Genomic DNA, 22,102 nt, shown 5'->3' with positions numbered 1-22,102 from the left:
GAGCCATCATGACCGCGACTGCGATCTCCGAAATCTGGTACACACGCTGCCCGGTGCCGACGCCTGTCGGGCTCGCCGCACAGCTCGGGCTTCTCGACGAGACCTTTCGCAAGGAGGGGATTGAATTGAAGTCGATCATCGATTCGCCCAATCGCGACATCCGCCAGAGCCATTTCAACCACACGCTCGACTGGTCGTTCCGCCACGGCGGCAACGTGCCGCCGATCCGCGCGCGGTCCGAAGGGCGCAAGACGCGTCTCGTCGGCATCACCTGGACCGACGAATTCCAGGCAATCATCGCCCTGCCCGGTTCCGGCATCAGGACAATCCAGGACCTGAAAGGCCGTCGCTTCGGCATCGCCCGGCGCCCCGAGGGAATCGTCGACTTCATGCGAGCGACGGCGTTGAAGGGACTGGTCTCGGCGCTCTCGCTCGAGGGCCTTGGCTATGGCGACGTCGAGATCGTCGACATAGCGCTGGCCGACAGCGTGCTCGACAGCCAGGAAGGACCGTCGCTGTTCGGCCTCAAGCGCAAGCAGGCCTATGGCGAGGAAGCCGCAGCCCTGATCCGCGGCGAGGTCGACGCCATCTATGTCAAGGGCACGGCCGGCATCAATGTCGCCAATCTGATCGGCGCCATCCAGGTCGTGGAATTCGGCTTCCACCCCGACCCGAACATCCGCATCAATTCCGGTTCGCCGCGCGTGCTGACCGTCGATGAACTGCTGGCGGAACAACGCCCCGATCTGGTCGCGCGACTGATCGAGACCATCCTGCGCGCCAGTGCCTGGGCCGAGGCGCATCCGGAAGAGACGCAGCGCTTTGTTGCCCGCGAAGCCGGGGCCACCGAGGAACAGGTGCTGGCCGCCAATGGCCCGGATGTCCATAAGCATCTCGGCCTCGGACTGCAGCCTGAGCTCGTCGCAGCGGTTTCCCACTACAAGGTTTTCCTGCGCGACTGGGGCTTCCTCGCCGGCGATTTCGACGTCGAGCACTGGGTCGATCGCCGGCCGCTCGATCTGGTGAACATTCGGGCCGCCGCCTGAGAGAAAGCCAACGTCATGATGTCGACAATTGCCGAGTTTCCGCAACTCCTCGAGAAAGTGGCCGGCCTCGCCGACGACTTCGCGCTGACCGCCGCGCATCACGACACGACCGGGGAATTCCCATTCGCCAATTTTGACCGGCTTCACCAGGCGGGGCTGCTTGGCCTGGTCACGGCGCGCGAACATGGCGGCTTCGGTGGCGGGCTGACGGAAGCACAGGCGGTGATCGCCGAGATCGGTCGTGGCGAGCCGTCGACAGCGCTGGTGCTGGCCATGCACTACAACAGCCAGTATGCGATGCGGAAATCCGGAAAATGGCCGCGCCATCTGGTTCAGCGGATTGTCGAGGCCGGGCGTCTTGGCCCTGCCCTGATCAACGCCGCCCAGGCCGAGCCCCGGATCGGCTCGCCAGCTCATGGCAAGCCGCCCGAAACCATTGCCCGGCGGGACGGCAACGTCTGGCGGATATCCGGCCACAAGAACTACGTCACCGGCATTCCTATTCTGAAATGGGTGAACTTGCTGGCGCTGACCGACGAGCCGCAGCCGCGTCTGGCTTCATTCCTGGTGCCGACCGACGCGCCTGGATTTCGCGTCGAAAAGACATGGAACGCCGCCGGCATGCGGGCGACGGCCAGCGACGACATCATTCTGGATAATGTTGCGGTTCCTGCCGAAGACATCACCGAGGCGCAGCCCGCATCCGAGCCGCTGAGGCGCGAGGAAGGCGCGACGGCGTTCTTCTTTTCGCTGATCGGCGCTGTCTACCACGGTGCCGCCCGTGCTGCCCGTGACCGGCTTGTCTCCTTTGTCAGCACGCACGCGCCGGCAAGTCTTGGTGCGCCGCTGTCGACCGTGCCGCACATCCAGGCAGGGCTCGGTGAGATCGAGGTCAGGCTTGCGAGCAGCACGCGGCTGCTGCGTTCGCTCGCCGAAGATGTCGACGCCGGCCGGCCTGTGGGCACCGACGGCATGACGGTCAGGCATGTCGTCATCGACAATGCCGTTGCCGTCACCTCGCTGGCGCTGGAGCTTGCCGGCAATCCAGGCCTTAACAGAGATTTCCAGCTTGAGCGCCACCACCGTGATGCGCTGACCGCCCGTTCCCACGCACCGCAGAACCACATGATCCGCACGATCGCCGCCAAGGCGACGCTCAGCCGCCATATCGCCCGGCAGTTGGCCGAGACACCGGCTATTGCCGCGGGCAAGCCCAAGCTCGCGGCGGTCGGTTGAGCGCCATGACAACAGAACATGTCGAAGTCGCCATCATCGGCGGAGGCCCCGGCGGCCTGACACTGGCGCAAGGCCTGAAGAAGAACGGCATCAGTGTCGCGGTCTTCGAGAAGGACCGCGCCCGCACCGACTATGTCCAGGGTTTTCGTCTGCGCATCCGCCAGCGCGGCATCGATTCCCTGATCGCCAATTTGCCGCCGGAACTCTACGACGCTTTTGTCGCCACGCTCGGCCAGGCGCCGGATCGCAACATCCTGCTCGACGAGAATTTCAACATCCTGGGCGAGGATGCCTGGGGCGGCGGCAACGCGCCGGGCGAGGCCGACGACACGCATATCGAAAAATCGGTAAGCCGTATCACGCTGCGCCAGGTGCTGTTGTCCGGCCTCGACGGCATCATGCGCTATGGCAAGGTCTTCTCTCGCTACGACGAGCAGCCGGATGGTTCGGTCGTCGCGCATTTCGAGGACGGCTCGGCAATCCATGCCGACGTGCTGGTCGGTGCCGACGGCGCCCGCTCGCGGGTGCGCCAGCAACTGGTGCCGCATGCGCGAAGCTTCGACACCGGCGTCAGGCGTCTGGCCGGCAAGATGACGCTGCATGCCGCAGCCCTTCACCAGATCTCGCCGCTGCTACTCGACTACAATGCCGGCGTCAGGCCAACCGAAGGTCATGGGCTTATGGTCACCAGCCACAGAGTCAATGTCGACGCATTCCGAAAGCATGGACTGATCGGGCTGGACGACGCCACTCACAAGGATTTTTCCGGCTTCCATTTCAACAACACCACCAGCTATGTCTGGTGGAACACCGCCTATGAAAAGGACGAACTTGCCACAGACGACGCGCTGGCAAAGCTCTCCGGTTCAGAACTGATTGACCTGCTGATCTCGAAGATCGCCCACTGGCACCCGGAAATCCTCAACCTCATCCGCTACACCGACCCATCGACGGTGGCGCTGCTTCATGTCCACAGCTCCGAACCTGTCGATCCCTGGCCGACGAAACCGGTGACGCTGCTTGGCGATGCCATCCACGCCATGACCTATTTTCGCGCGCTTGGCGGCAACACCGCGATCTACGACGCCGGGCTGCTGGTGCCAGAGCTGGTGGCCGCCAAACGCGGCGACAAGCCGCTTCTCCAGGCGCTGTCGGAGTATGAGGCCAAGATGCTGGAACACGGCGCCAAAGCCGTGCGGTCTTCGCTGACGGCGATGCAGAAGAACGTGCTGGCGGGCCGTCGCCGCCAATCGGAAGCCGCCGAATAGTGGCCCCCGAAAAAATCGCCTGACAGTGCTCCTGCCCTACGCCGCTTCCACCAGGCTGGTCGACTGGAAGTCGTACAAGAGGATCGCGATCTCGAAGCCGCGCCGCTGCAGCCAATGCGCCGTCGTCGCCGCGCGGACACCGAGCAGATCGTCGATCAGCACGACGCGGGCGCCGCGCACGGCGATGGTGCGATAGGCGACACCGAGCAACTGCCCGCCCTCAGACGCGATCGACCCCGGAATATGCGCTTCGGCGAACTCGTCGGGCGTGCGCACGTCAAGCAGGTAGGTCGTCCGCGTTTCGTCCTTCGCCCAGTTTGCGGCCGTGGCCGCATTGATGCGGGGAAAGCTGTCGCCTTCGGCAAGCTTTGCGATGTGCTCCCCGGCGAAACGCTTGGCATCCTCGCTTGCCGGACCATAGATTGCGGTCTTGCCGGTTTCGAGTGCAAGACCGGCCTCGCGCCATGCCCTGGTGCCGTCGTGCAGATAGGCGACCCGGTTGGGCACGCCGGCATCGATCAGTGTCTGCGCCCCGATGATGGCGCGCGGCAGGCCGGCGCAGGAGACGACAACCTTCGTCTCCGGTGAACGCACCAGGTCGGCGAAGCGTAGCACCAGCTCGGCGCCCGGCACGCTGATGGCGCCCGGCACATGGTCCTTTTCGAACTCCGCCACCGTGCGGCTGTCGAGCACCACCACGTCGGCGCCTCGGCCTCTGAGCACCGCGAGCTCTTCAACGCTGACGACCGGGGTTCCCTTCTCGTCGCGGATCGCCAGCGAAAAATCGACGCCCGGCGTATCGAAGGTCGGCAGGTCTTCAACGCCGCTTTGCGTCCATTCCGGAATTCCACCGTTCAGCGAAAACAGCTGAGTACGGCCATACCCCACCAGTCGTTCGACAAGTTGCTCGGCAACGCCGCTGCCGTCGTCCGCCAGCACGGTGCGCACCGATTTGCGCGGGATGAAGCGGTCGATCTCGGCCTCGACCTGAGCCGCGGGCAGGTTGGTGGCGAACAGCGGCGATGCGTATCCGACAGTCGCGCTGTCGCGAATGTCTAGTACCGCCAGTTCTTCGCCATCCGCCAGCCATTGGCGAAACATTTTCGAATCGATCGTCCTGTCGCTCATGATGCTTTCCTCTCTTGCTGTTCAGCGGCGCCACGGATCGGACGCGCAAGGCCGAGGTTCTCGCGCAACGTCCCGCCTTCGTAAGCAGTCCGGAACAGACGCCGCCGCTGCAGCTCCGGAATGACGAGGTCGACAAAATCGGTGAGGCCCGTCGGCAGGATCGGCGGCATGACGTTGAAGCCGTCCGCCGCGCCACCGGCGAACCACTCCTCCATCATGTCGGCCACATCCTTTGGCGTGCCGACGATCTGGAAATGGCCGCGCGCGCCGGCAACGGCGAGATACAATTGGCGGATGGTCAGGTTCCGGCTCGCGGCCAATTCGGAAACGACTTTCAGGCGGCTCTTCACGGCATCGGAACTGCCCAGTTCCGGCAACGGTCCGTCGAGTGAATGGCCGGAAAGATCGACACCGCCGAGCAATCCTGAAACCAGCGCCACACCAACCACAGGATCGACCAGGCGCTGGATCGCATCGAACTTGTCCTCGGCCTCCGTGCGCGTCGGCGCGACGACCGGGAAGACACCGGGCATGATCTTCAAAGAATCGGCAGAGCGACCAAAGGAGCCCAACCGGCCTTTCAGCTCGCTGTAAAAACCTCGGGCCGATTCGATGGTCGGATGGGCGGTGAAAACCACCTCCGCCGTCTGCGCCGCCAGCTGCTGGCCGGCATCGGAAGAGCCGGCCTGAACGATGACGGGATGGCCCTGCGGCGGGCGGGCGACGTTGAGCGGCCCTTTGACGCGGAAATGCCGGCCGACATGGTCCGGGGCGTGGATGCCGCGCCGGTCGATGGCGATCCCCGAAGCCTTGTCGGCGACGAAGGCATCGTCGTCCCAGCTGTCCCAAAGCTTCTGCGCGACAGCGACGAATTCCTCGGCGCGGGCGTAACGGTCGGCATGAACGGGATGCTGGTCGAGGCTGAAATTCGCCGCCGCCGGCGCATCGGCTGAGGTGACGACATTCCAGCCTGTCCTGCCGCCGCTGAGATGATCGATCGAAGCGAACAGCCGCGCCAAGTGGAACGGCTCCCAATAGGTGGTCGAGGCGGTCGCAACGAGCCCGATCCCTTGCGTGATGGTCGAGAGCGCCGACAAAAGCGTCAGCGGCTCGAAATGCACGACATGGCCGGTGCGCTCGAAGGTCTCGATCGGCTGCTCGCCATTGCGCGCGCTGAGGCTGTCGGCCAGAAACACCATGTCGAACAGGCCACGCTCGGCAGTGCGCGCGGCGTCCGCATAGTGCTGGAAGCTCAGGCCCGGATTGGCAGGCACATCGGGATGGCGCCAGGCAGCGACATGATGGCCCGGTCCGCGAACAAAGGCTCCAAGCCTTATCTTTCGATTTTCAGTCATCAGCGGTTCTCGGGCTGGTCGCAAAGGGCGTTCCTATCTAGCGCCTGCCAAACCCGCTGAGTGAAAGAATGCCTTTCGCCAGCTGGCAATTATTGTTTTTTGACATCGGGTTACGGGAAAGCACGATGATCGTTGCCGGGGCGATGGGCTGGAGCCACGACCACCGGCGTCGCAAAGGTTCTTGATGCTTCATACCCCTTCCTCCCCGCTACGCTCGATCCCTCGTTCAATCATCATCGTTGGCGGCGGCTTTGCCGGCGCGGTTACCGCGATCAAGCTGCTCGACCGTTCAACTGAGCCGCTGGCAATCACCATCATCGAGCGCCGGGCCGAGCTTGGTCGCGGCGTTGCCTATAGCACCGTCGATCCACAACACCTCGTCAACGGCGCGGCGCGCATCTTCTCGCTGCATCCGGACGATCCCGATCACCTCGTTCGCTGGCTTATGGCGAATGGGCCGGAGCACGGCTGGACACCGCCCGAGGATGTCCCGGACTCAAGCCCGCCGCGCTGGCTGTTCGGCAGCTATGTCCTGTCGGAACTGACGAGAGCGATCAGAGAAGCAGATCCGCGTTCTTCGCTGCGCCACATCAAGGCATCCGCCGTCGACATGCTGACGGGTCCGTCCGGGGTATGCGTCGGCACCAGCGATAGCCAGCAATTGCTGGCGGATGAGGCGGTACTGGCAACCGGGGTGTTCCAGAGCCAGCCGTCCACCACGGAAGCAGCCGTCGTCGGCGATCCCCGTTATGTCGCCAATCCCTGGGATTCGGCGGCGCTCGATCGGCTCGCTGGCAGCAAGGAACTGCTGCTGATCGGCTCCAGCCTCAGCATGGTCGACGTCGTCGCCAGCATGGAAGCGCGCGGCTTCAAGGGCGGTTATCGCGTCGTGTCGCGGCGCGGACAGATCGTCGAACCTCGGCGCAACGTGGAAGCGTGGCGCGATTTCCTCGCCGGGCGGCCGCTGCCGAAAACCACCAGGGCGCTTCTCGCACTGGTCAAGGCCGAACGCCGGGCAATCGAACCCACCGGCCTGGACTGGCAAGGGCTGCCGCTGACGATCCGGCCGTGGATCCTGGCCTTGTGGCAAGGCGCCACCGACAAGGAGCGCTTGAAGTTCGCACGCCATCTGCGCGCCTTCTGGGATGTCACCGCGCACCGCGCGGCGCCACCGAGCTTTGAGCGCGTGGCACTGGCGCGAAGCCAAGGCCGTTGGACGGGTCGAGCGGGACGGGTGCTGGCACTCCATCCGCAGGCAAATGGCATCGTCGCTGAAATCCGCTGGCGTGATACCGGCGCGGTCGAACGGCTGCGCTTCGACGGCGTCGTCAACTGCCGCGGCCATCAGGAGCATGATTGGCGGCGGATCGCCGATCCATTCGTCCAGAACCTGCTCGAGAACGGCATCGTCAGGCCGCATGCGACCGGCTTCGGCATCGACGCGACGCATGACTGCCAGGTGATTTCCCGTGATGGCGAGACCCATGGCAATCTGTTCGCCATCGGCCATCCGCTGCGCGGCGTCGCCTGGGAATCGAGCTCGATCGGCGAACAACTGGCGCAGGCCATAGCCCTTGCCGGCCTTCTGGTCGGCGCCAGCCCAAGGCTGCGTGCTTTGGCCTGAAGTTACCAGCTTTGCGAAATGGAAGAAACGAAAACGGCCGCAGCTCTATGCGGCCCTTCTCTCATGATTGCCCGGCAGATTTAGGCGTTCGGGTCGAGATAGGCGTCGGCGAAATTCGCTGACAGGCCTTCGGCGCCAGGCGCGTAGTTCTTGACGGTTTTGCGGGCGATGATGATGGTCGGTGGCGCGATCAGATTGATGATCGGCAACTCGTCGGCGATGATCTCCTGGAACTTGAAGAAGAGCTGCTTGCGCTTGGCCTCGTCGAGCTCGACCGATGCGGCTTCCAGCAATCGGTCAACCTCCGGGTTCTCATAGTGCGCGCCGTTGGAGAACGGCAGCCCTTTCTTGATGTTCTTCGACCAGTAGAGCCGCTGTGCGCCGGCGCTCGGGTCGAAGATGTTGCCGCAAGATTCGGTCGACAGGTCCCAAGTGCGGTCGGTGTAGATGGTTTTGACATAGGTGCCGAAGTCGAACTTCTGGATCTCGGCGTCGATACCGATCTTGGCCAGCGCCTGCTTGAGGAAGTCGGCATAGCCCCACGGATTGTAGGGATTGTTGGTGAGCCTTAGCTTGAAGCGGATGCCGTCCGCTCCTCGCTTGAAACCGGCCTCGTCTAACAGTTTTTCCGACAGCGCCGTATCGACGGTCGCGGCCTTCACGTCGGGATCGAAATACTTCTTGTTGACGACGCTGATGGGTGTCGGCGACACTTGGCCATAGCCGTAGAACACGATGGCGTTGACCGCATCGAGATCGATCGCATGTGCGATTGCCTGGCGGACTTTTTTCTCCTTCAGGATCGGGTTTTCGAGATTGATGAGCAGCTGATGCAGCGGGCCGCTATAGGCGAAGACCGTGCTATCGACGGCGAATTGCGGCAGCGCCTTGAACCTTTCGAGGTCCGCGAAGGCCACCGGGTTCGGCCCGATGTCGACCTCGCCGGTTTCGAGTGCTGCTGCGCGCGCGCCCGGATCGGTGATGAAGCGGAAGATGATCCGGTCGAGATAGGGTTTAGGCGCATCCCAATAGGTCGGATTCTTTTCGACGAGGATGTGGCTGCCCTTTACCCATTCCTTCAGCACGAACGGCCCGCTGCCGATGATCTGCTCGAAGGACGGATCGTCGGCCGGCTTCAGCTTCTCGTAAATGTGTTTGGGCACGACAGGCGATTCCGTCGCGGCCAGCCCCGAAATCAGGGCGGCGGATGGCTTCGACAATTTGATCTTCACGATATGCGGGTCCGACGTGTCGATGTCGGTGACGTTCTGGAAGGTGATGCGACCGCGCGGATGCGCTTCGCGCAGCCGGGAGATAGAAAAGGCGACGTCCTCGGAGGTCAAATCATGGCCATCGCTGAACTTCACCCCCTGGCGCAGCTTGAAGACGTATTCGAGCCCGTCGTCGCTGATCGACCATTCGGTGGCCAGTTGCGGTCGCGGATTGAGATCGTAGTCGTAGGCGAGCAGGCCGTCGAAAATCTTCGGACCGATGGTGGCCGGTCCGCCAGCGCTGGTGTTGATGGAAACGATCTGGTTAGGCTCGGGATAGTAGACGAAGTTGAGCGTGCCTCCGGCCACCGGCTTTGCGTCTTCTGCGAATGCCCCGGCGGGAAGTGCAGCACTCGCGCCGGCCAGCAGCAGGAACTGATTGAACAGGCGTCGGTTGATGGTCATGGTCGGTACTCCGAATTGGCGCGATTTATCTTTCATGGAGAAAAGTCGGGATCGTCGTTTTCACGCGCTGGTCCCAACCAGAGGGCTTGCAGAACGCTTAGGCGTTTGGCGCGAGCCATATCTGCGCGAAGCTGTTGTTGATCCCCTGAGCGCCGGGCGCAAAACCCCGGACCTTCTTGTTGGCGACGATCTGGGCGCCGGCGGCGACCAGATCGACCGACACCACGTCGTCATGGATGATGTGCTGGAATTTGTACCAGAGCTCGCGCCGCTTGGTCTCGTCGGGCTCGATTGCCGCGGATTCGAGGATCTGGTCGACCTCGGGGTTTGCGTAGTGGCTAGCGTTGGAGAAGACGAGGCCGATCTTGAAGTTCTTCGACCAGTAGGCGCGCTGGACGCCGAGCGTCGGATCGAAGGTGTTCGACAGCGACTCGACCACCAGGTCCCAGGCGCGGTCGGTGTAGACGGTCTTCAGGAACGTCGACAGGTCAAGCTTGAGGATCTCGGCATCGATGCCGACCGTCGCCAACGACTGCTTGATGAAATCGGCATAGGACGCCGGCAGGAACGCGTTGTAGGCAAGCCGGAGCTTGAAGCGCGTCCCATCGGCGCCACGCGGATAGCCGGCGTCGTCGAGCAGCCTCTCCGCCAGTTTGGTATCGGGCTCGCGCGCCTTGATGCTGGGGTCATACCATTTGGGCAGCGCCGTGCTGATCGGGCTCGGCGATACCTGCGCATAGCCGTAGAGCGCGATGTCGACCAGCTTCTGCAGGTCGATTGCGTGGGCGATGGCAAGGCGCACATCGCGCTTGGTCAGGATTTCGTTCTCGTAATTGAAGAACAATTGCTGCTGTGGGCCGGAATAGGCGTAGGTGTTGGTGTCGACGACCAGAGCGGGGTTTGCCTTCAGCCGTTCGATGTCGGCCAGCGGCACGGGATTGGCGCCGATATCGATCTCGCCGGTTTCAAGAGCCGCCGAACGCGCGGCCGGGTCGAGGATGACGTGCAGGACGATGCGGTCGAGGTAGGGCCGAGGCGCGTCCCAATAATCCGGATTGCGGTCGAAGATCAGATGGCTGCCGGGCACCCATTCCTTGAGAATGAAGGGACCGGTGCCGATCGTCTGTTCGAGCTTCGGCTGTTCCGCCGGCTTGAACGTTTCGTAGACGTGCTTCGGCACAATCGGTGATTCCGAGCTGCTCAGTGCCGTGATCAGATAGGGCGCCGGCTTTGAAAGCACGATGATGGCGGTGTGCGGATCGGGCGTCTCGACCGCGGTCACGTTTTGGTAGGTGATGCGGCCGCGCGGATGCGCCTCCTTCAGCCGGAAGATGGTGAAGGCAACGTCTTCCGACGTGAAGTCCTTGCCGTCATGCCATTTGACGCCCTCGCGCAGCTTGAAGGTGTAGCGCAGGCCGTCATCGCTGATCGACCACTCCGTCGCCAGCAGCGGTTTCGGGCTGAGGTCATAGGCGAAATCAAGCAGACCTTCATTCACCTTGGGACCGATCGCCTGGCCGGTGCCCGACGAGGTGTTGATGGCAATCAGCGACGTGGGGTCGGGATAGTAGGCCCAGTTGAGCGTGCCACCCTGGACCGGCGTTCCTTCGGCAGCGAAGGAAACCCCGGGCAATGCGAAGCTCGCACCGCCAAGCAACAGCAGCTGGTTGAAATGACGACGATTGACAGACATGGCCTTGAGCTCCGGAAAACGGCTACGATGGCATCCGGCGGCCGAACACACTCCGGCGCCTCGACGCGATGATCCCTGCCACGCCGCAAAACCGGAAGAATGATTTTCTATCGTCTGCCGAAAGCACTGCTTCGCACGACCGTTTCATTCCAGGATCTGGCAAAGCTGCTCGACGCCCAAATCAGCGCTCCGATCTTATTTCTACAAGAATTGTAGACATTACGATTTTTTAGATTTCCGTTCCCGCTGCCGCGACGCTGCGGCAAACGAAATTTTCCACCGGGCACTTTGGCGCAAAGCCCGCCCTCGTCGCGCCCGGCCTGAACGTGTTGAATGCGCTCCATGGTCGATCTCATTCGCGCAAAATCAAGGAAGCTGCGGCCGACGCTGGCGAGGCTTCCGCCGCTGACGTCGCTTCGAGCTTTTGTCGCAACCGCCCGCCACCTGAGCTTTACGCGGGCGGCCGAAGAACTCCATGTGACGCCTGCCGCCATCGGCCAGCAGATCCGCCTGCTCGAGGATCACCTCGGTCAACCGCTGTTCCATCGCAACCGTGGCGAGCTTCTGCTGACGTCGGCCGGCCAGGCGCTGATGCCCGGCCTCACCGAGGCTTTCGACGTCGTTGTCGAGTCGGTCGCGCGGATTTCCGGCGACGAGGAGGATGCGCCGATCAAAGTGTCGGTTGCGCCCTCCTTCGCCAGCAAATGGCTGATCCCGCGCCTCGACGCACTGCGCGACGCGGTACCCGGCCTAGAAGTGCTGGTCGACGCATCAACCAGGCTTGCCGACTTTGCCAGCGAAGACGTCGACTGCGTCATCCGCTACGGGTCGGGCGCCTATAGCGGCCTGCTGACGGAACGGCTGTTTTCGGAAGCGGTGCTGCCCGTCTGCAGCCCGGAATTTGCTCGCATGCACGGTCTCTATCGCGGGCCGGAGGGGCTGCGTGACGCACCGATCCTGCATGAGGACGGTCCGGAACGCGATCCAAGCTGCCCTGACTGGAAGGGTTGGCTGAGATCCAACGGCCTGTCCGGCCGCTTTGTCGAGGGCGGTATACGGCTTAGCCAATCGTCACTGGTGCTCGACGCAGCTGCTGCCGGCAAGGGCATCGGTCTCGGCAAATTCCGGCTGGCCGAGCCTGACCTCGCCGCGGGGCGTCTGGTCAGTCCATTCGGCTCACCGCAGCCGGTCGAGTTTTCCTATTATTTTGCGACGACGCCGCACAAGGCGAAGCTGGAGACGGTCGAGCGCTTTCATGGCTGGCTGAAGGCCGAGGCGCGCCAGCTCGGCGCTCTCGACGTCCCACCGCCGGCGGCGCTTCCGGCGCGCATCGCCATTGTCGCGGCCGAATAGCCTCGCCGCGGTCTCGCGAGCAGGCGCGCGCCTATTTGAGCTTGAAGCCCAGCGCTTTGAGCACTTCGCCCAGGCGATCACGGCCTTTCAGCGCTGCTTTGCTGCCGATGCGGTTCGAAACCAACTCTGTCCAGTCCACCACAGGCATCGCCTGCTCCTGCTGGAATGAACGAAGCCTCTGGTTGTAGGCTGCAAGATCGTCCGGATCGGGCTCTGATCGATAGCGCTCGCGGTGCAGCACCGCAGCCTGCGGCAGTCTGGGCTTGATGTCAGTCGCAGCCAGGAGATCGGGATAGCCGACGGTCAGGCCGAACACCGCCACGGTTTCCGGCGGGAGGCCGAGTTCGCGCGCCACCTCCTGCGGATGATTGCGCATCGCGCCGATGTAGCAGGAGCCGAGCCCGAGCGCGTCGGTCGCCACCACGGCGTTCTGTGCGGCAAGTGCGGCGTCGATCACGGCCAGCAGAAAGCTCTCCTGATAATCGAGCCCCTCGCCCACCCGGCCGTTTGCCTCGGCAATGGCGCGCAGCCGCGACAGGTCGGCCAGCCAGACCAGCAGCAGCGGCGCCTGCTCGATATGGCGATTGATCGCCGCCAGTTCGGCAAGCCGCGCCTTGCGCGCCGGATCCTCGACTGCGATGACGCTCCACGCCTGGAGATTGGAAGAAGTCGGCGCCGACTGGGCGGCGGCGACGATCAGTTCCAGCGTCCCTTCGGGAAGAGGCTTGGCGAGATAATTGCGGACCGAGCGATGTGAAAGGATCGCCTCGAGGGCTTCGTTCCAGGTTCCGGTATGCGCGCTTTGCGGCGCTCGATAACGCCGCCGTAGCGCCGCTTCACCACGCAGGTCAGCGTCGGAAGGGCGGATGCTGAAGGCGGCCGGCTGTGACATCGTCTTCCCTACTGGCAATCTGGCTTATCCGGTGTTCTGACGACCCCAGGTCATTCAAGAAGCGCGGCTTAGGCCCCGTTGCGCAAAAGCGGAAGCAACTGATCGCCTTGCCGCTTGATCTCGGAAAGATACGGCGTGTCCGAGAGCACGAAATGCGTGATGCCCAGATCCCGGTATCTGCCGAGCGAGCGGGCGACGTCGGCGGCCGAGCCGACCAGCCAGGTGGTGCCAGCGCCGCCGCCGCCATATTTGCCCGGCGCAGTATAGAGATTGTCGTCCAGCACCTCGCCGCGCGCGTGCAGATCGAGCAGACGCTGCTGGCCCACCGCTACCGCCCGACCGTGATCGTTCCAGCCGGCTCCCTGGCCCTTGGCCATCTCGTCGACCTTCGCTTCTGCATCCGCCCAGGCCTGCCCAGCGGTGTCGCGGACCAGCGTGGTGACCCGCAACCCGAACTCCAGAGGCGGGAGGTCTCGGTCGAGTTCCCTGCTCAAGGCTTTGAGCCGCTCGATCCGCTCCCGGACGCCGTCGAGCGGCTCACCCCAAAAGAGCTGGACATCCGCCTCGCTGGCCGACACCCGCTCCGCCGCCTCCGACGCGCCGCCGAAGTAGAGCTTGGGATGGCGACGATCGCCACGGACATGGATGCGGGGCATCACGGTAGAGCCAGTGACCTGGAAGTGCTCGCCCGCAAAGGTCACGTTCTCTTCAGTCCAAAGTCTGCGAACCAGGCGCATGAACTCTCTGGTACGGGCATAGCGATGTATCTGGTCACCTTCGCTGTCGCCATAAGCAGCGAGGTTGTCCTTGCCTGACACTATGTTGATACGCACGCGACCGGCGGTCAGCTGGTCGAGCGTGGCTACGGCGGATGCGAAGTGCGCCGGCCGCCAGTACCCCGGGCGGATCGCGATGAGCGGCTCGAAGGAGGTGGTCCGCGCGGCGAGCGAGGCCGCGACAGTAAAAGTGTCGGGCCGACCCCAGCCGGTACCGATCAGCGCGCCCTTCCAGCCGTATTCCTCAAGCGCCTTCGCGTGGCTGGTCAGCGTCTCCAGGCTGTTGTGGTTCTCGACGGCCGGCTCGCCGCGGTGACCGGGAGCGACCTGGTTCGGGATGTACCAAAGAAATTCGGTATCAGCGCTCATTGTCGGGCCTGTATTTTGGCCGGGCATGGAGGTCAATGGCAGGACCCTCCGCTCCGTTGTATTTTGATGATCATTCAAAGGGCTGCCCCTAGCAGCCCTGACGCCTTGCTCGGCTGCGGTGCAAAGCGGCTTTCGGGCCTGATAAGGCCGAGATGGTCGCGCAGCGTGCGCCCTTCATATTCCGTTCGGAACAGCCCTCGCCGGCGCAGGATCGGCACCACCGTATCGACAACGACCTCCAGTCCGGTCGGCAGCACGTCCGGCATCAGGTTGAAGCCGTCGGCGGCGCCGGCGACAAACCATCTTTCGATATCGTCGGCGATCTGCTCCGGCGTGCCGACGATGGTGCGGTGGCCAGTGCTGCCGTTCAGCGCCCGGATCAGCTGGCGAACCGTGAAATCATTGCTGCGGGCGAGCGCGAGCGTGGCCTTGAAGAAGGTGTGGCCGCCGTTGGGGGGCAGTTGAATCCCTTCCGGCAACTTCTCATCGAGCTTCAGCCGCTCGCGATCGATGCCGAGCACGCCGGACAGCCGCCCAAGGCTGTAGTCGAGCGGAATGCGATCCCACAGCTCTTCTTGCCGCCGCTCCGCTTCCCCCTCTGTGCTGCCGATGATGGTGGCTAGGCCGGCGAGGTTGAGCGGCACGCCGCCGGTGCGGCCATAGGCGACGGCACGCGCCTTAAGTTCCCGCGCATAGCCGAGCGCTTCCTCGAAAGATTGCGATGCGGAAAACACGGCTTCGGCGTGGCGGGCGGCGAGGTCCTTGCCGTCATCCGACCCGCCGGCCTGGACGACCACCGGATGCCCTTGCGGCGAACGCGGCACATTGTGCGGCCCGTGCACCGAGAAATGTGCGCCCTTGTGGTCGATGGCGTGAACCTTGGTGGCATCGACGAAGCGCCCGCTGGCGACATCACCGATGAAGGCATCGTCCTCCCAGCTGTCCCACAATGCCTTGACGATGTCAGCGAATTCCGCCGCCCGCTCGTAGCGCCGGCCATGATCGATGGCACCGTTGAGGCCGAAATTGCGGGCCGAGGCGGGATCGGCCGTGGTGACGATGTTCCAGCCGATGCGTCCGCCGCTGACATGGTCGAGCGTCGCGAAGCGCCTGGCGATATTGTAGGGCTCGTTGAAGCTGGTTGAAGCGGTGGCGATCAGGCCGATGCGCTCGGTTGCGGCGGCTACCGTCGCCAGCACGATGGTCGGCTCCAGCGACGTGATCGGACGATAGTCAATGCGGTCCGATATCGCCGCTTGGTCGGCAAGGAATACGGCGTCGAGCTTTGCGCGCTCTGCGATCTTCGCCACTTGCACATAGTGGTCGACGGTGAAGGCGGCATAGGGGTCGACGCCGTCCATCCGCCATGCCGCCGGCGAGAAGCCGGCATGCAGGATGTTGACGTTGAGATGGAGCTGCCGGCCGCTCATCGAAAGACGCCGGGCTCGGGATAAGCGCCGGTCAGATACCAGGTGCCGACGGTGCGGGTCTTGTATTCGGCAGGGTTGTGCAAGGTGTGAATGCGTGCGTTGCGCCAGAAGCGGTCGAAGCCGTATTTGCGCACTGCGGAGCGGGCACCCATCACCTCGAATATCTCGGTCGTGACTTCGAGCGCAACATCGCCTGCCAGCACATTGGCCGCGGCGACGGCAACCGCCGCCTCACCGCGTTCTTGCTCGGTCAGCGCCTTGCCGCGCGCGATCGCATGATCGATCGCCGCCGCCGCGCGATCGGCCAGCGCCGTCGCCGCCCGCGTCTTGACCCAGAGCTCGCCATACTGCCGCTTGATCCATGGATCGTCGATATGGCGCTCGACGCCGGAATACATCCACGGCCGCGAACTGTTGAGCGTATAATCTCGCGCCGCCAGCAGCGCGCCCTGGGCCGTGCCGACAAAGACATTGAGCAACACGCTCTGCTGCTGCAGCGGGCCGATGGTGCGGATTGGCAACGACGCGTCGACCCAACCGCGCACCAACTCGCTGTCGTGGATCCTGACGTCCTTGTAGGCGACCTTGCCGCTGCCGGTCTGCGTCTGGCCGATGCCGTCCCAGTCGTCGAGAACGGTGATGCCTTCGCGATTTGCGGGGATCGCCGCGAATTTCCTCTCGCCGCTGACCTCGTCTTCCCACGAGGTCGAAAGATAGTCGGCGACATGCGAGCCGGAGGCGAAGGGTTTGAAGCCGTTTACGATCGTCCACTCGCCATCTTTGCGGCCGAACAGCGTTTTGGAAAAACTGTTGCCGGTGTTGCCCCAGAACCAGTCGCCGGCAGCCGAACGCCGCAGCAGATCGGCTGAGCGCGGTTCGTCCGAATTGAGCCTGGCGGCGATCAGTGCGCTGAAATGGTAGCCGTAGATATGGCCGATCGAGCCGTCGACCTTGGCGAACTCGCGCCCGATCTTCAGCGCCGTCGAATAGGGTTCCCCGGCGCCGCCGAATTCCTTGGGGATCACGATGGTGAGTAGGCCGCTTTGCTTGAGAAGACGTATCTGTTCGGTAGGCCTGCCGCCAAGCTGGTCGCGCTCGACCGCATCGCGGGCAAAGATGTCGCGCAGCTCGACCGCCTTGGCGATCCATGGATTGGACGTATCGGGATCGAAGGTCATCGTCTCACTCATGCAGCTGCGGGAAGCCGTGGCGCTCGGCAAGCAGTGCAAGAATGCGCCTGGTGTCATCGGCGAAGACCTTGCCCTTGGCCGTCGGCAAGTCGGCGGGCGGATCGCTGCCGATGATCAGCACCGGCAGCGACTGGTGCCGTTCGCCGAGCGCGTCGATCACCTTGCCTCTCGGCCTCGAAAACGGCACGCGCTCAACGTCGAGTCTGGCGGCGAGATCGGGAAAGGCTGCGAGCAATCCCTCAACCTGGTTGCAATAGGGGCAGACGAACGTCTGGCCCGGCTGATTTGGGTCGGCGAAACCCGGCTGGATGAGAAAGAGCGTGTCGCGCGCCATTGCCGGCCTATTCCGCAGCTGCCGCGGCATGCCGCGAAAAACGGTTTGCCGGCCGCTTCAGGCCGAGATTGTCGCGCAAGGTGCTGCCCTCATACTCGTCGCGGAACAGGCCACGGCGGCGCAGTTCCGGCACCACCAGTTCGATGAAATCCTTCAGGCCGCCAGGCATGATCGGCGCCATGATGTTGAAGCCGTCGGCGCCGTAATTCTCGAACCGCTCTTCCATGGTGTCGGCGATCTGTTGCGGCGTGCCGACCACTTGCCAGTGGCCGCGGGCGCCGGCGATGCGCAGATAGAGCTGCCGGATCGTCAGATTCTCGCGTCGCGCCAGATCGATCACCAGCGCTTGCCGGCTCTTGCCGGCATTGGTCTCCGGCAAATCCGGCACCGGCCCGTCGAGCGGATAGGCGCTAAGGTCGAAGCCGCCGGCCAGCGCCGAGACCAGACCGAGGCCGACTTCCGGCTGGATGAGATCCTGCAGCTGTTCGAACTTCCCCCGCGCCTCGGCTTCGGTGCGGCCGACGACCGGGAAGATGCCAGGCAGGACTTTCAGGTCATCCTCCGAGCGGCCATATTTGCCGAGCCTGCCCTTGACGTCGGCATAGAAGGCAGTGGCTTCGTCGAGCGTGATCTGCGCGGCGAAAATCGCTTCCGCGGTACGAGCCGCCAGCTCTTTGCCCGGACCCGACGCGCCGGCCTGGACGACGACCGGATGACCTTGCGGTGAGCGCGGCGTGTTCAGCGGACCACGCACCTTGAAATGCTGGCCCTTGTGGTTCAGCACGTGGAGCTTGTCCTTGTCGAAATAGCGTCCGCTCTCCCTGTCGCGCGGGAAAGCGTCATCCTCCCAACTGTCCCACAGGCCGAGCACGACATCGGCGAATTCCTCGGCGCGGTCGTAGCGCTCGCCGTGCTGGATATGCGTGTCGTGGCCGAAATTGAACGCAGCCTCCGGATCGGAAGAGGTGACCAGATTCCAGCCTGCGCGCCCGCCGCTCAAATGGTCGAGCGACGCGAACTGGCGGGCCAGATTGTAGGGATCGGAAAAACTGGTCGACGCCGTGGCGATGAGGCCGATGTTCCTGGTCACAGCCGACAGTGCCGACAGCAGCGTGATCGGCTCGAACGGATAGACGCCGCTATGCGCCTTGCGGCTGGCGGCCTCGAGGTTGCTCAGCCGCGCCGCGACGCCATCGGCAAAGAAGATCGCGTCGAATTTGGCCGCTTCCGCCAGCCGGGCAAGTTCGACGTAGTCGCCGAGGCTGGTCCCCTCGCCTGCCGCTGGATGGCGCCAGGCCGCCACATGGTGACCAGTGAAGAGCAGAAACGCTCCCAGCTTGAGCTTGTCCTCGCGCCTGGCCATTTTTTTCGCCTCCTCAGCGGTACAGTCCGCCGGCCGGGAATTCCCCGGTCAGCAACCAGGTGCCGATCGTGCGCTTCTTGTATTCGGCCGGATTGTGCAGCGTGTGCGTGCGCACGTTGCGCCAGAACCTGTCGTAGCCATTGGCCTTGGTGGCTGAGCGGGCGCCCATCACCTCGAAAACCTCGCTCGACGCGTCGAGGCCGATTTGTCCGGCGTAGACATTGGCGGTGGCGAGATCGATCGCCGTCTGCCCGCGCTGCTCCAGGGTCAACGCCTCGCCTTGGCCATAGGCGGCATCGAGGCTGCATGCTGCTATATCGGCCAGTTCGGCCGCCGCGAGCGTACGGATATAGAGGTCGCCATATTTGCGTTGCACGAACGGATCGTCGGTATGTTTCTCATAGCCGGAATAGACCCAGGGGCGCGATTGCGAGACCGTATAGTCGCGGCCTTCGCTCAGCGCTCCTTGCGCGCTGCCGACGAACAGGTTGAGCAGGACCGCCTGCTGGAACAGTGACGTCAGCGTCTGGAACGGCGTCAGCGGCACCGCGGGCGAGCCAATCAGTTCGTCGTCGCCGACATGCACGTCCTTGAACGTGACCTTGCCGCTGCCGGTCTGCCGCTGGCCGACACCATCCCAGTCATCCTCGATGACGATGCCCTCACGGTCAGCCGGGATCGCTGCCGCTAGTCGATCCTGGCCGTCCTCCCAGGCAACCTGGATGTAGTCTGCGATGTGTGAACCGGAGGAGAACGGCCGAAAGCCGCTCAGGATCCAGCCCGTGCCGTTGCGCCTGGCCGTCGACGTCTTCGACATGGCGTTGCCGGAATTGCCCCAGACCCAGTTCTCCCTTGCCGAGCGTGTCAGCAGCCGGTCCCTCTGCGCCTGCGTGCCACGGAACAGCACGCCATTGAGCGGCAGATGATGGTATCCGTAGAGATGGGCGAGCGAGCCGTCGGTGCGGGCGAATTCGCGCACGACGCGCAGCACCGACAGCCAGGGTGCGCCCTTGCCGCCATAGCGCTTGGGAATCTGCGCCGACGGCAAACCACTTTCCTTCAGCAGGCGGATCTGTTCGACGGGCCGGCCGCCGGCCTTGTCGCGCGCCACGGCATCCCGATCGAAGATTTCGCGCAGTTCGACCGCCGTGGCGACGAACGGGTCGGAAAGGTCAGGGCTGAAGGTCATCGGCGTTTGTCCATGGAAATGCGTCTATTCCGCCGCGATGGTCTGCGCCGGCCGCGAGACGGAAGCGGCATAGGCGTCTTCGCCGAACTCGGCCGGATGGCTCCCGGTTATGCGGCTCTCATGGCTGTCGAGATCGGCGAGGAAGAGATCGCGGCTGATGCGCGCGACAACGGCCGGCACATCGCGCCTGATCGACGGCACATCGCCGATCGGCAGGCCGAAACTGACAAAGCCGCCGGGATTGAAGACATGGATATTCCTCAGGAATGGCGCCTCCCCCGGCGCCTTCTCGAGAAATTCATGGCCGAGGCCGAGATAAGGATGGGCGCCGAAAAATTCATCCAGCTCTGCTTCCGGCGGCGCGTACTGGTCGCGCCATAGCCGGATGGTGGCGGCGAAATCGGCGAACTCAGGCTTGCGCGTCGGGTCGGCGAAATAGCCGGTGCCGGCGACGACGAAGTCGAACGCAAACGTCTCGCCTGCGATATCGGTGACGACCTTGCCGTCTTCGACATCCGCATTTGTCCAAGGGGCACCGAGATGGAGATGAAAATTCTGGTGCCGCACCGCCCGCTCCACCGCATCGAGCGGCGGCGTTGACCCGGCCTCGCGGAAGCGCAATGCCTGGCGCCAGCGCACCGCATCGGGCAGCCGAGGATAATTGTCATAGGCGCCGGGATAGCTTCGCACGCGGTTGATCGGCACACTGGCAATGCTGTTGCGGCGGGCAAAGAGACGCACCGATTTCGCGCCGGCCTCAAGGGCAGCTCCGGCCGCATCGAATGCCGAAGCCGCCGACCCGACGACAGCCATTGCCTTGCCCTTGAGCGAGGCAAAATCGATTGCCGCCGAACTGTGTGCGACAAGGCCCCGCGGCAAGGCGGCAAGTACCGCCGGTATCACTGGACCGCCGCTGCCGCCAAAGCCATTGGCCAGAATGATCTTGCGCGCCGTTTCGACCGATGGCGTGCCGTCGGCTTCGAGGTGGAGGCGAAAAAGCCCGCCGGCCGGCTCGATGCGAATGAGACGCGTGCCGTAACGGATCCCGATACCGAGGAACGCGCGATACCATTTCAGGTAGTTCGCCCAATCCGTCCGTGCGATGCGGTCGAATCCGGCATAGGCTTCCGCACCGTGGCGGGCTTCGTACCAGGACTGAAAGCTCAAGCCCGGCAAGCCGAGTTCCGGCCCCGGCAAGCCCTTTGGCGTTCGCAGCCGGTTCATCCGTGCATGAGTGAACCAGATGCCGGCCTTGCTTTCATCCGGTGCCGCGTCGACGACAGTAACCTTGCCGATGCCGGCACGCCTCAACGCGAAGGCAAAGGTCGCCCCCGTCTGCCCACCGCCAACGATGAAGACATTGTGGTCGATGCCTTCCCGGTCCGGCACCCAGTTCTGCGGATCGGGGCCGATCAACCGGAGCGTCTCCCGGGCGTGGTGATCTGGATCGGTCGGTAAGGCCATTTCGGTCCCGGCTGAAGTTGAGCCTCATCAAACTCCGCCTCGGTCGGCAAACAGTCCAGAAATGTTCGCTTTGATTGGCCGGTAGTTTTTTTCACTTGCATTGCAACGACGCGCTTTCACAGCCGACGAATGGGCGGCGCGTGTGGCCTCCCTGAAGCCGGGGCATCTTTTTGATATTGCAGCGGGCTCAAGCGCACTGGTCATTTTATTCTTACGGCTCACGCGTAATGCGCCGACGCAGTCGGGCATTGGTGTCGAGCACATCAGCGGCGTCGCGTGGTCAGCGGGATCAAGCTTGATCTTGGTCGACCGACATGGGTGACGTCCGCCATCTGAAAGACGGCAGATCGCGGATACACCAGCAACGGTCCTCGCAGGATAGGACAGCGCAGCTACTCAACAGGCGTCCCAAGGTAAGCGCGATTTTCCCTGCACGTTGACGCCGGCGCTTTCGACGGATGGCCTTCGAATTGGGAACGGTATCTGGTCTGATCAGGCTGCTGTTGCTTTGGCGAAGTTGAAGGGCAGCAGATCCTCGATGGCTGCGTTCTCGGGGCGCTGAGGTAGTTCAGTGAGGACGTGGCGCAGCCACGCTAACGGCTCGACGCCACAGGCGCGGCAGGTCAACATCAGGCTGTAGATGACGGCGCTGGCCCTGGCTCCGTCGACGGTATCGCTGAACAGCCAACTTTTCCGGCCAGTGGCAAAGATTCTGA

The 22,102-nt window shown here is 63.7% G+C and carries 18 protein-coding genes; 5 read left to right on the top strand and 13 right to left on the bottom strand.

Going from position 1 to position 22,102, the window contains the following annotated elements; translation table 11 throughout:
- Nucleotides 1–8 precede the first annotated feature (8 nt).
- Genes NKH49_RS31400 through NKH49_RS31390 form a run of 3 tightly spaced genes read left to right on the top strand, consistent with a single transcriptional unit; the run spans nucleotide 9 to nucleotide 3,550 of the window.
- On the top strand, nucleotides 9–1,046 hold the full coding sequence (locus NKH49_RS31400; protein ID WP_352929374.1) for an ABC transporter substrate-binding protein: 1,038 nt from the start codon (nucleotides 9–11) through the stop codon (nucleotides 1,044–1,046).
- Nucleotides 1,047–1,064: 18 nt separating this feature from the next.
- Nucleotides 1,065–2,282 (top strand): acyl-CoA dehydrogenase family protein, encoded by a 1,218-nt coding sequence (locus NKH49_RS31395; RefSeq protein WP_352616992.1) that lies wholly within the window; start codon nucleotides 1,065–1,067, stop codon nucleotides 2,280–2,282.
- A gap of 5 nt (nucleotides 2,283–2,287) precedes the next feature.
- Nucleotides 2,288–3,550: an FAD-dependent oxidoreductase gene (locus NKH49_RS31390; protein WP_352616956.1), complete on the top strand. Its 1,263-nt coding sequence runs from the start codon at nucleotides 2,288–2,290 to the stop codon at nucleotides 3,548–3,550.
- Nucleotides 3,551–3,586: 36 nt separating this feature from the next.
- On the opposite strand, the gene NKH49_RS31385 is transcribed toward NKH49_RS31390, so the two are convergent.
- Both NKH49_RS31385 and NKH49_RS31380 read right to left on the bottom strand, forming a co-directional pair.
- Entirely contained in the window at nucleotides 3,587–4,678 is a 1,092-nt protein-coding gene (locus tag NKH49_RS31385; protein ID WP_352616960.1) for a rhodanese-like domain-containing protein, read from the bottom strand.
- Complete coding sequence (locus NKH49_RS31380) at nucleotides 4,675–6,036, bottom strand: LLM class flavin-dependent oxidoreductase (RefSeq protein ID WP_352616995.1); 1,362 nt, start codon at nucleotides 6,034–6,036, stop codon at nucleotides 4,675–4,677. The genes NKH49_RS31385 and NKH49_RS31380 overlap by 4 nt, the downstream gene beginning before the upstream one ends.
- A gap of 181 nt (nucleotides 6,037–6,217) precedes the next feature.
- Here NKH49_RS31380 and NKH49_RS31375 point away from each other — a divergent pair, with 181 nt between their 5' ends.
- Nucleotides 6,218–7,657: an FAD/NAD(P)-binding protein gene (locus NKH49_RS31375; protein WP_352820130.1), complete on the top strand. Its 1,440-nt coding sequence runs from the start codon at nucleotides 6,218–6,220 to the stop codon at nucleotides 7,655–7,657.
- Between the two features lie 80 nt (nucleotides 7,658–7,737).
- On the opposite strand, the gene NKH49_RS31370 is transcribed toward NKH49_RS31375, so the two are convergent.
- Nucleotides 7,738–9,333 (bottom strand): ABC transporter substrate-binding protein, encoded by a 1,596-nt coding sequence (locus tag NKH49_RS31370; RefSeq protein ID WP_352929371.1) that lies wholly within the window; start codon nucleotides 9,331–9,333, stop codon nucleotides 7,738–7,740.
- A 97-nt stretch (nucleotides 9,334–9,430) separates the two neighbouring features.
- A complete protein-coding gene (locus tag NKH49_RS31365; protein WP_352616968.1) occupies nucleotides 9,431–11,026 on the bottom strand; it encodes an ABC transporter substrate-binding protein in 1,596 nt (531 codons plus the stop codon).
- 342 nt (nucleotides 11,027–11,368) lie between these two features.
- On the opposite strand from NKH49_RS31365, the gene gcvA reads away from it, so the two are divergent.
- Nucleotides 11,369–12,379: a transcriptional regulator GcvA gene (gcvA, locus tag NKH49_RS31360; protein WP_352616970.1), complete on the top strand. Its 1,011-nt coding sequence runs from the start codon at nucleotides 11,369–11,371 to the stop codon at nucleotides 12,377–12,379.
- Between the two features lie 31 nt (nucleotides 12,380–12,410).
- Here the strand turns inward: gcvA and NKH49_RS31355 are convergent, their stop codons facing one another.
- From NKH49_RS31355 to NKH49_RS31315, 9 genes are all read right to left on the bottom strand, one after another.
- Nucleotides 12,411–13,271, bottom strand: coding sequence for an NADPH-dependent oxidoreductase (locus tag NKH49_RS31355; protein WP_352540169.1), 861 nt, complete (start codon nucleotides 13,269–13,271; stop codon nucleotides 12,411–12,413).
- Between the two features lie 68 nt (nucleotides 13,272–13,339).
- Nucleotides 13,340–14,416: an LLM class flavin-dependent oxidoreductase gene (locus NKH49_RS31350; RefSeq protein ID WP_352616972.1), complete on the bottom strand. Its 1,077-nt coding sequence runs from the start codon at nucleotides 14,414–14,416 to the stop codon at nucleotides 13,340–13,342.
- Between the two features lie 74 nt (nucleotides 14,417–14,490).
- A complete protein-coding gene (locus NKH49_RS31345) occupies nucleotides 14,491–15,846 on the bottom strand; it encodes an LLM class flavin-dependent oxidoreductase (protein WP_352616975.1) in 1,356 nt (451 codons plus the stop codon).
- Complete coding sequence (locus NKH49_RS31340) at nucleotides 15,843–17,024, bottom strand: acyl-CoA dehydrogenase family protein (protein ID WP_352616976.1); 1,182 nt, start codon at nucleotides 17,022–17,024, stop codon at nucleotides 15,843–15,845. Before NKH49_RS31340 ends, NKH49_RS31345 begins: the two co-directional genes overlap by 4 nt.
- Nucleotides 17,025–17,028: 4 nt before the next feature.
- On the bottom strand, nucleotides 17,029–17,370 hold the full coding sequence (locus NKH49_RS31335; RefSeq protein ID WP_352616979.1) for a DUF3088 domain-containing protein: 342 nt from the start codon (nucleotides 17,368–17,370) through the stop codon (nucleotides 17,029–17,031).
- A gap of 7 nt (nucleotides 17,371–17,377) precedes the next feature.
- Nucleotides 17,378–18,733: an LLM class flavin-dependent oxidoreductase gene (locus NKH49_RS31330; protein WP_352616981.1), complete on the bottom strand. Its 1,356-nt coding sequence runs from the start codon at nucleotides 18,731–18,733 to the stop codon at nucleotides 17,378–17,380.
- 13 nt (nucleotides 18,734–18,746) lie between these two features.
- Entirely contained in the window at nucleotides 18,747–19,922 is a 1,176-nt protein-coding gene (locus tag NKH49_RS31325; protein WP_352616984.1) for an acyl-CoA dehydrogenase family protein, read from the bottom strand.
- 24 nt (nucleotides 19,923–19,946) lie between these two features.
- Complete coding sequence (locus tag NKH49_RS31320; RefSeq protein ID WP_352616987.1) at nucleotides 19,947–21,338, bottom strand: NAD(P)-binding domain-containing protein; 1,392 nt, start codon at nucleotides 21,336–21,338, stop codon at nucleotides 19,947–19,949.
- Nucleotides 21,339–21,878: 540 nt separating this feature from the next.
- Nucleotides 21,879–22,102 (bottom strand): transposase domain-containing protein (locus NKH49_RS31315; protein WP_352929364.1); only part of this gene is annotated, 224 nt, incomplete at its 5' end.

The organism is Mesorhizobium sp. M1088 (assembly GCF_040318575.1).
Taxonomy (GTDB): Bacteria; Pseudomonadota; Alphaproteobacteria; order Rhizobiales; family Rhizobiaceae; genus Mesorhizobium.
Note: the sequence above shows the minus strand (reverse complement) of the source record. Positions and strands in the feature narration are given on the sequence as shown.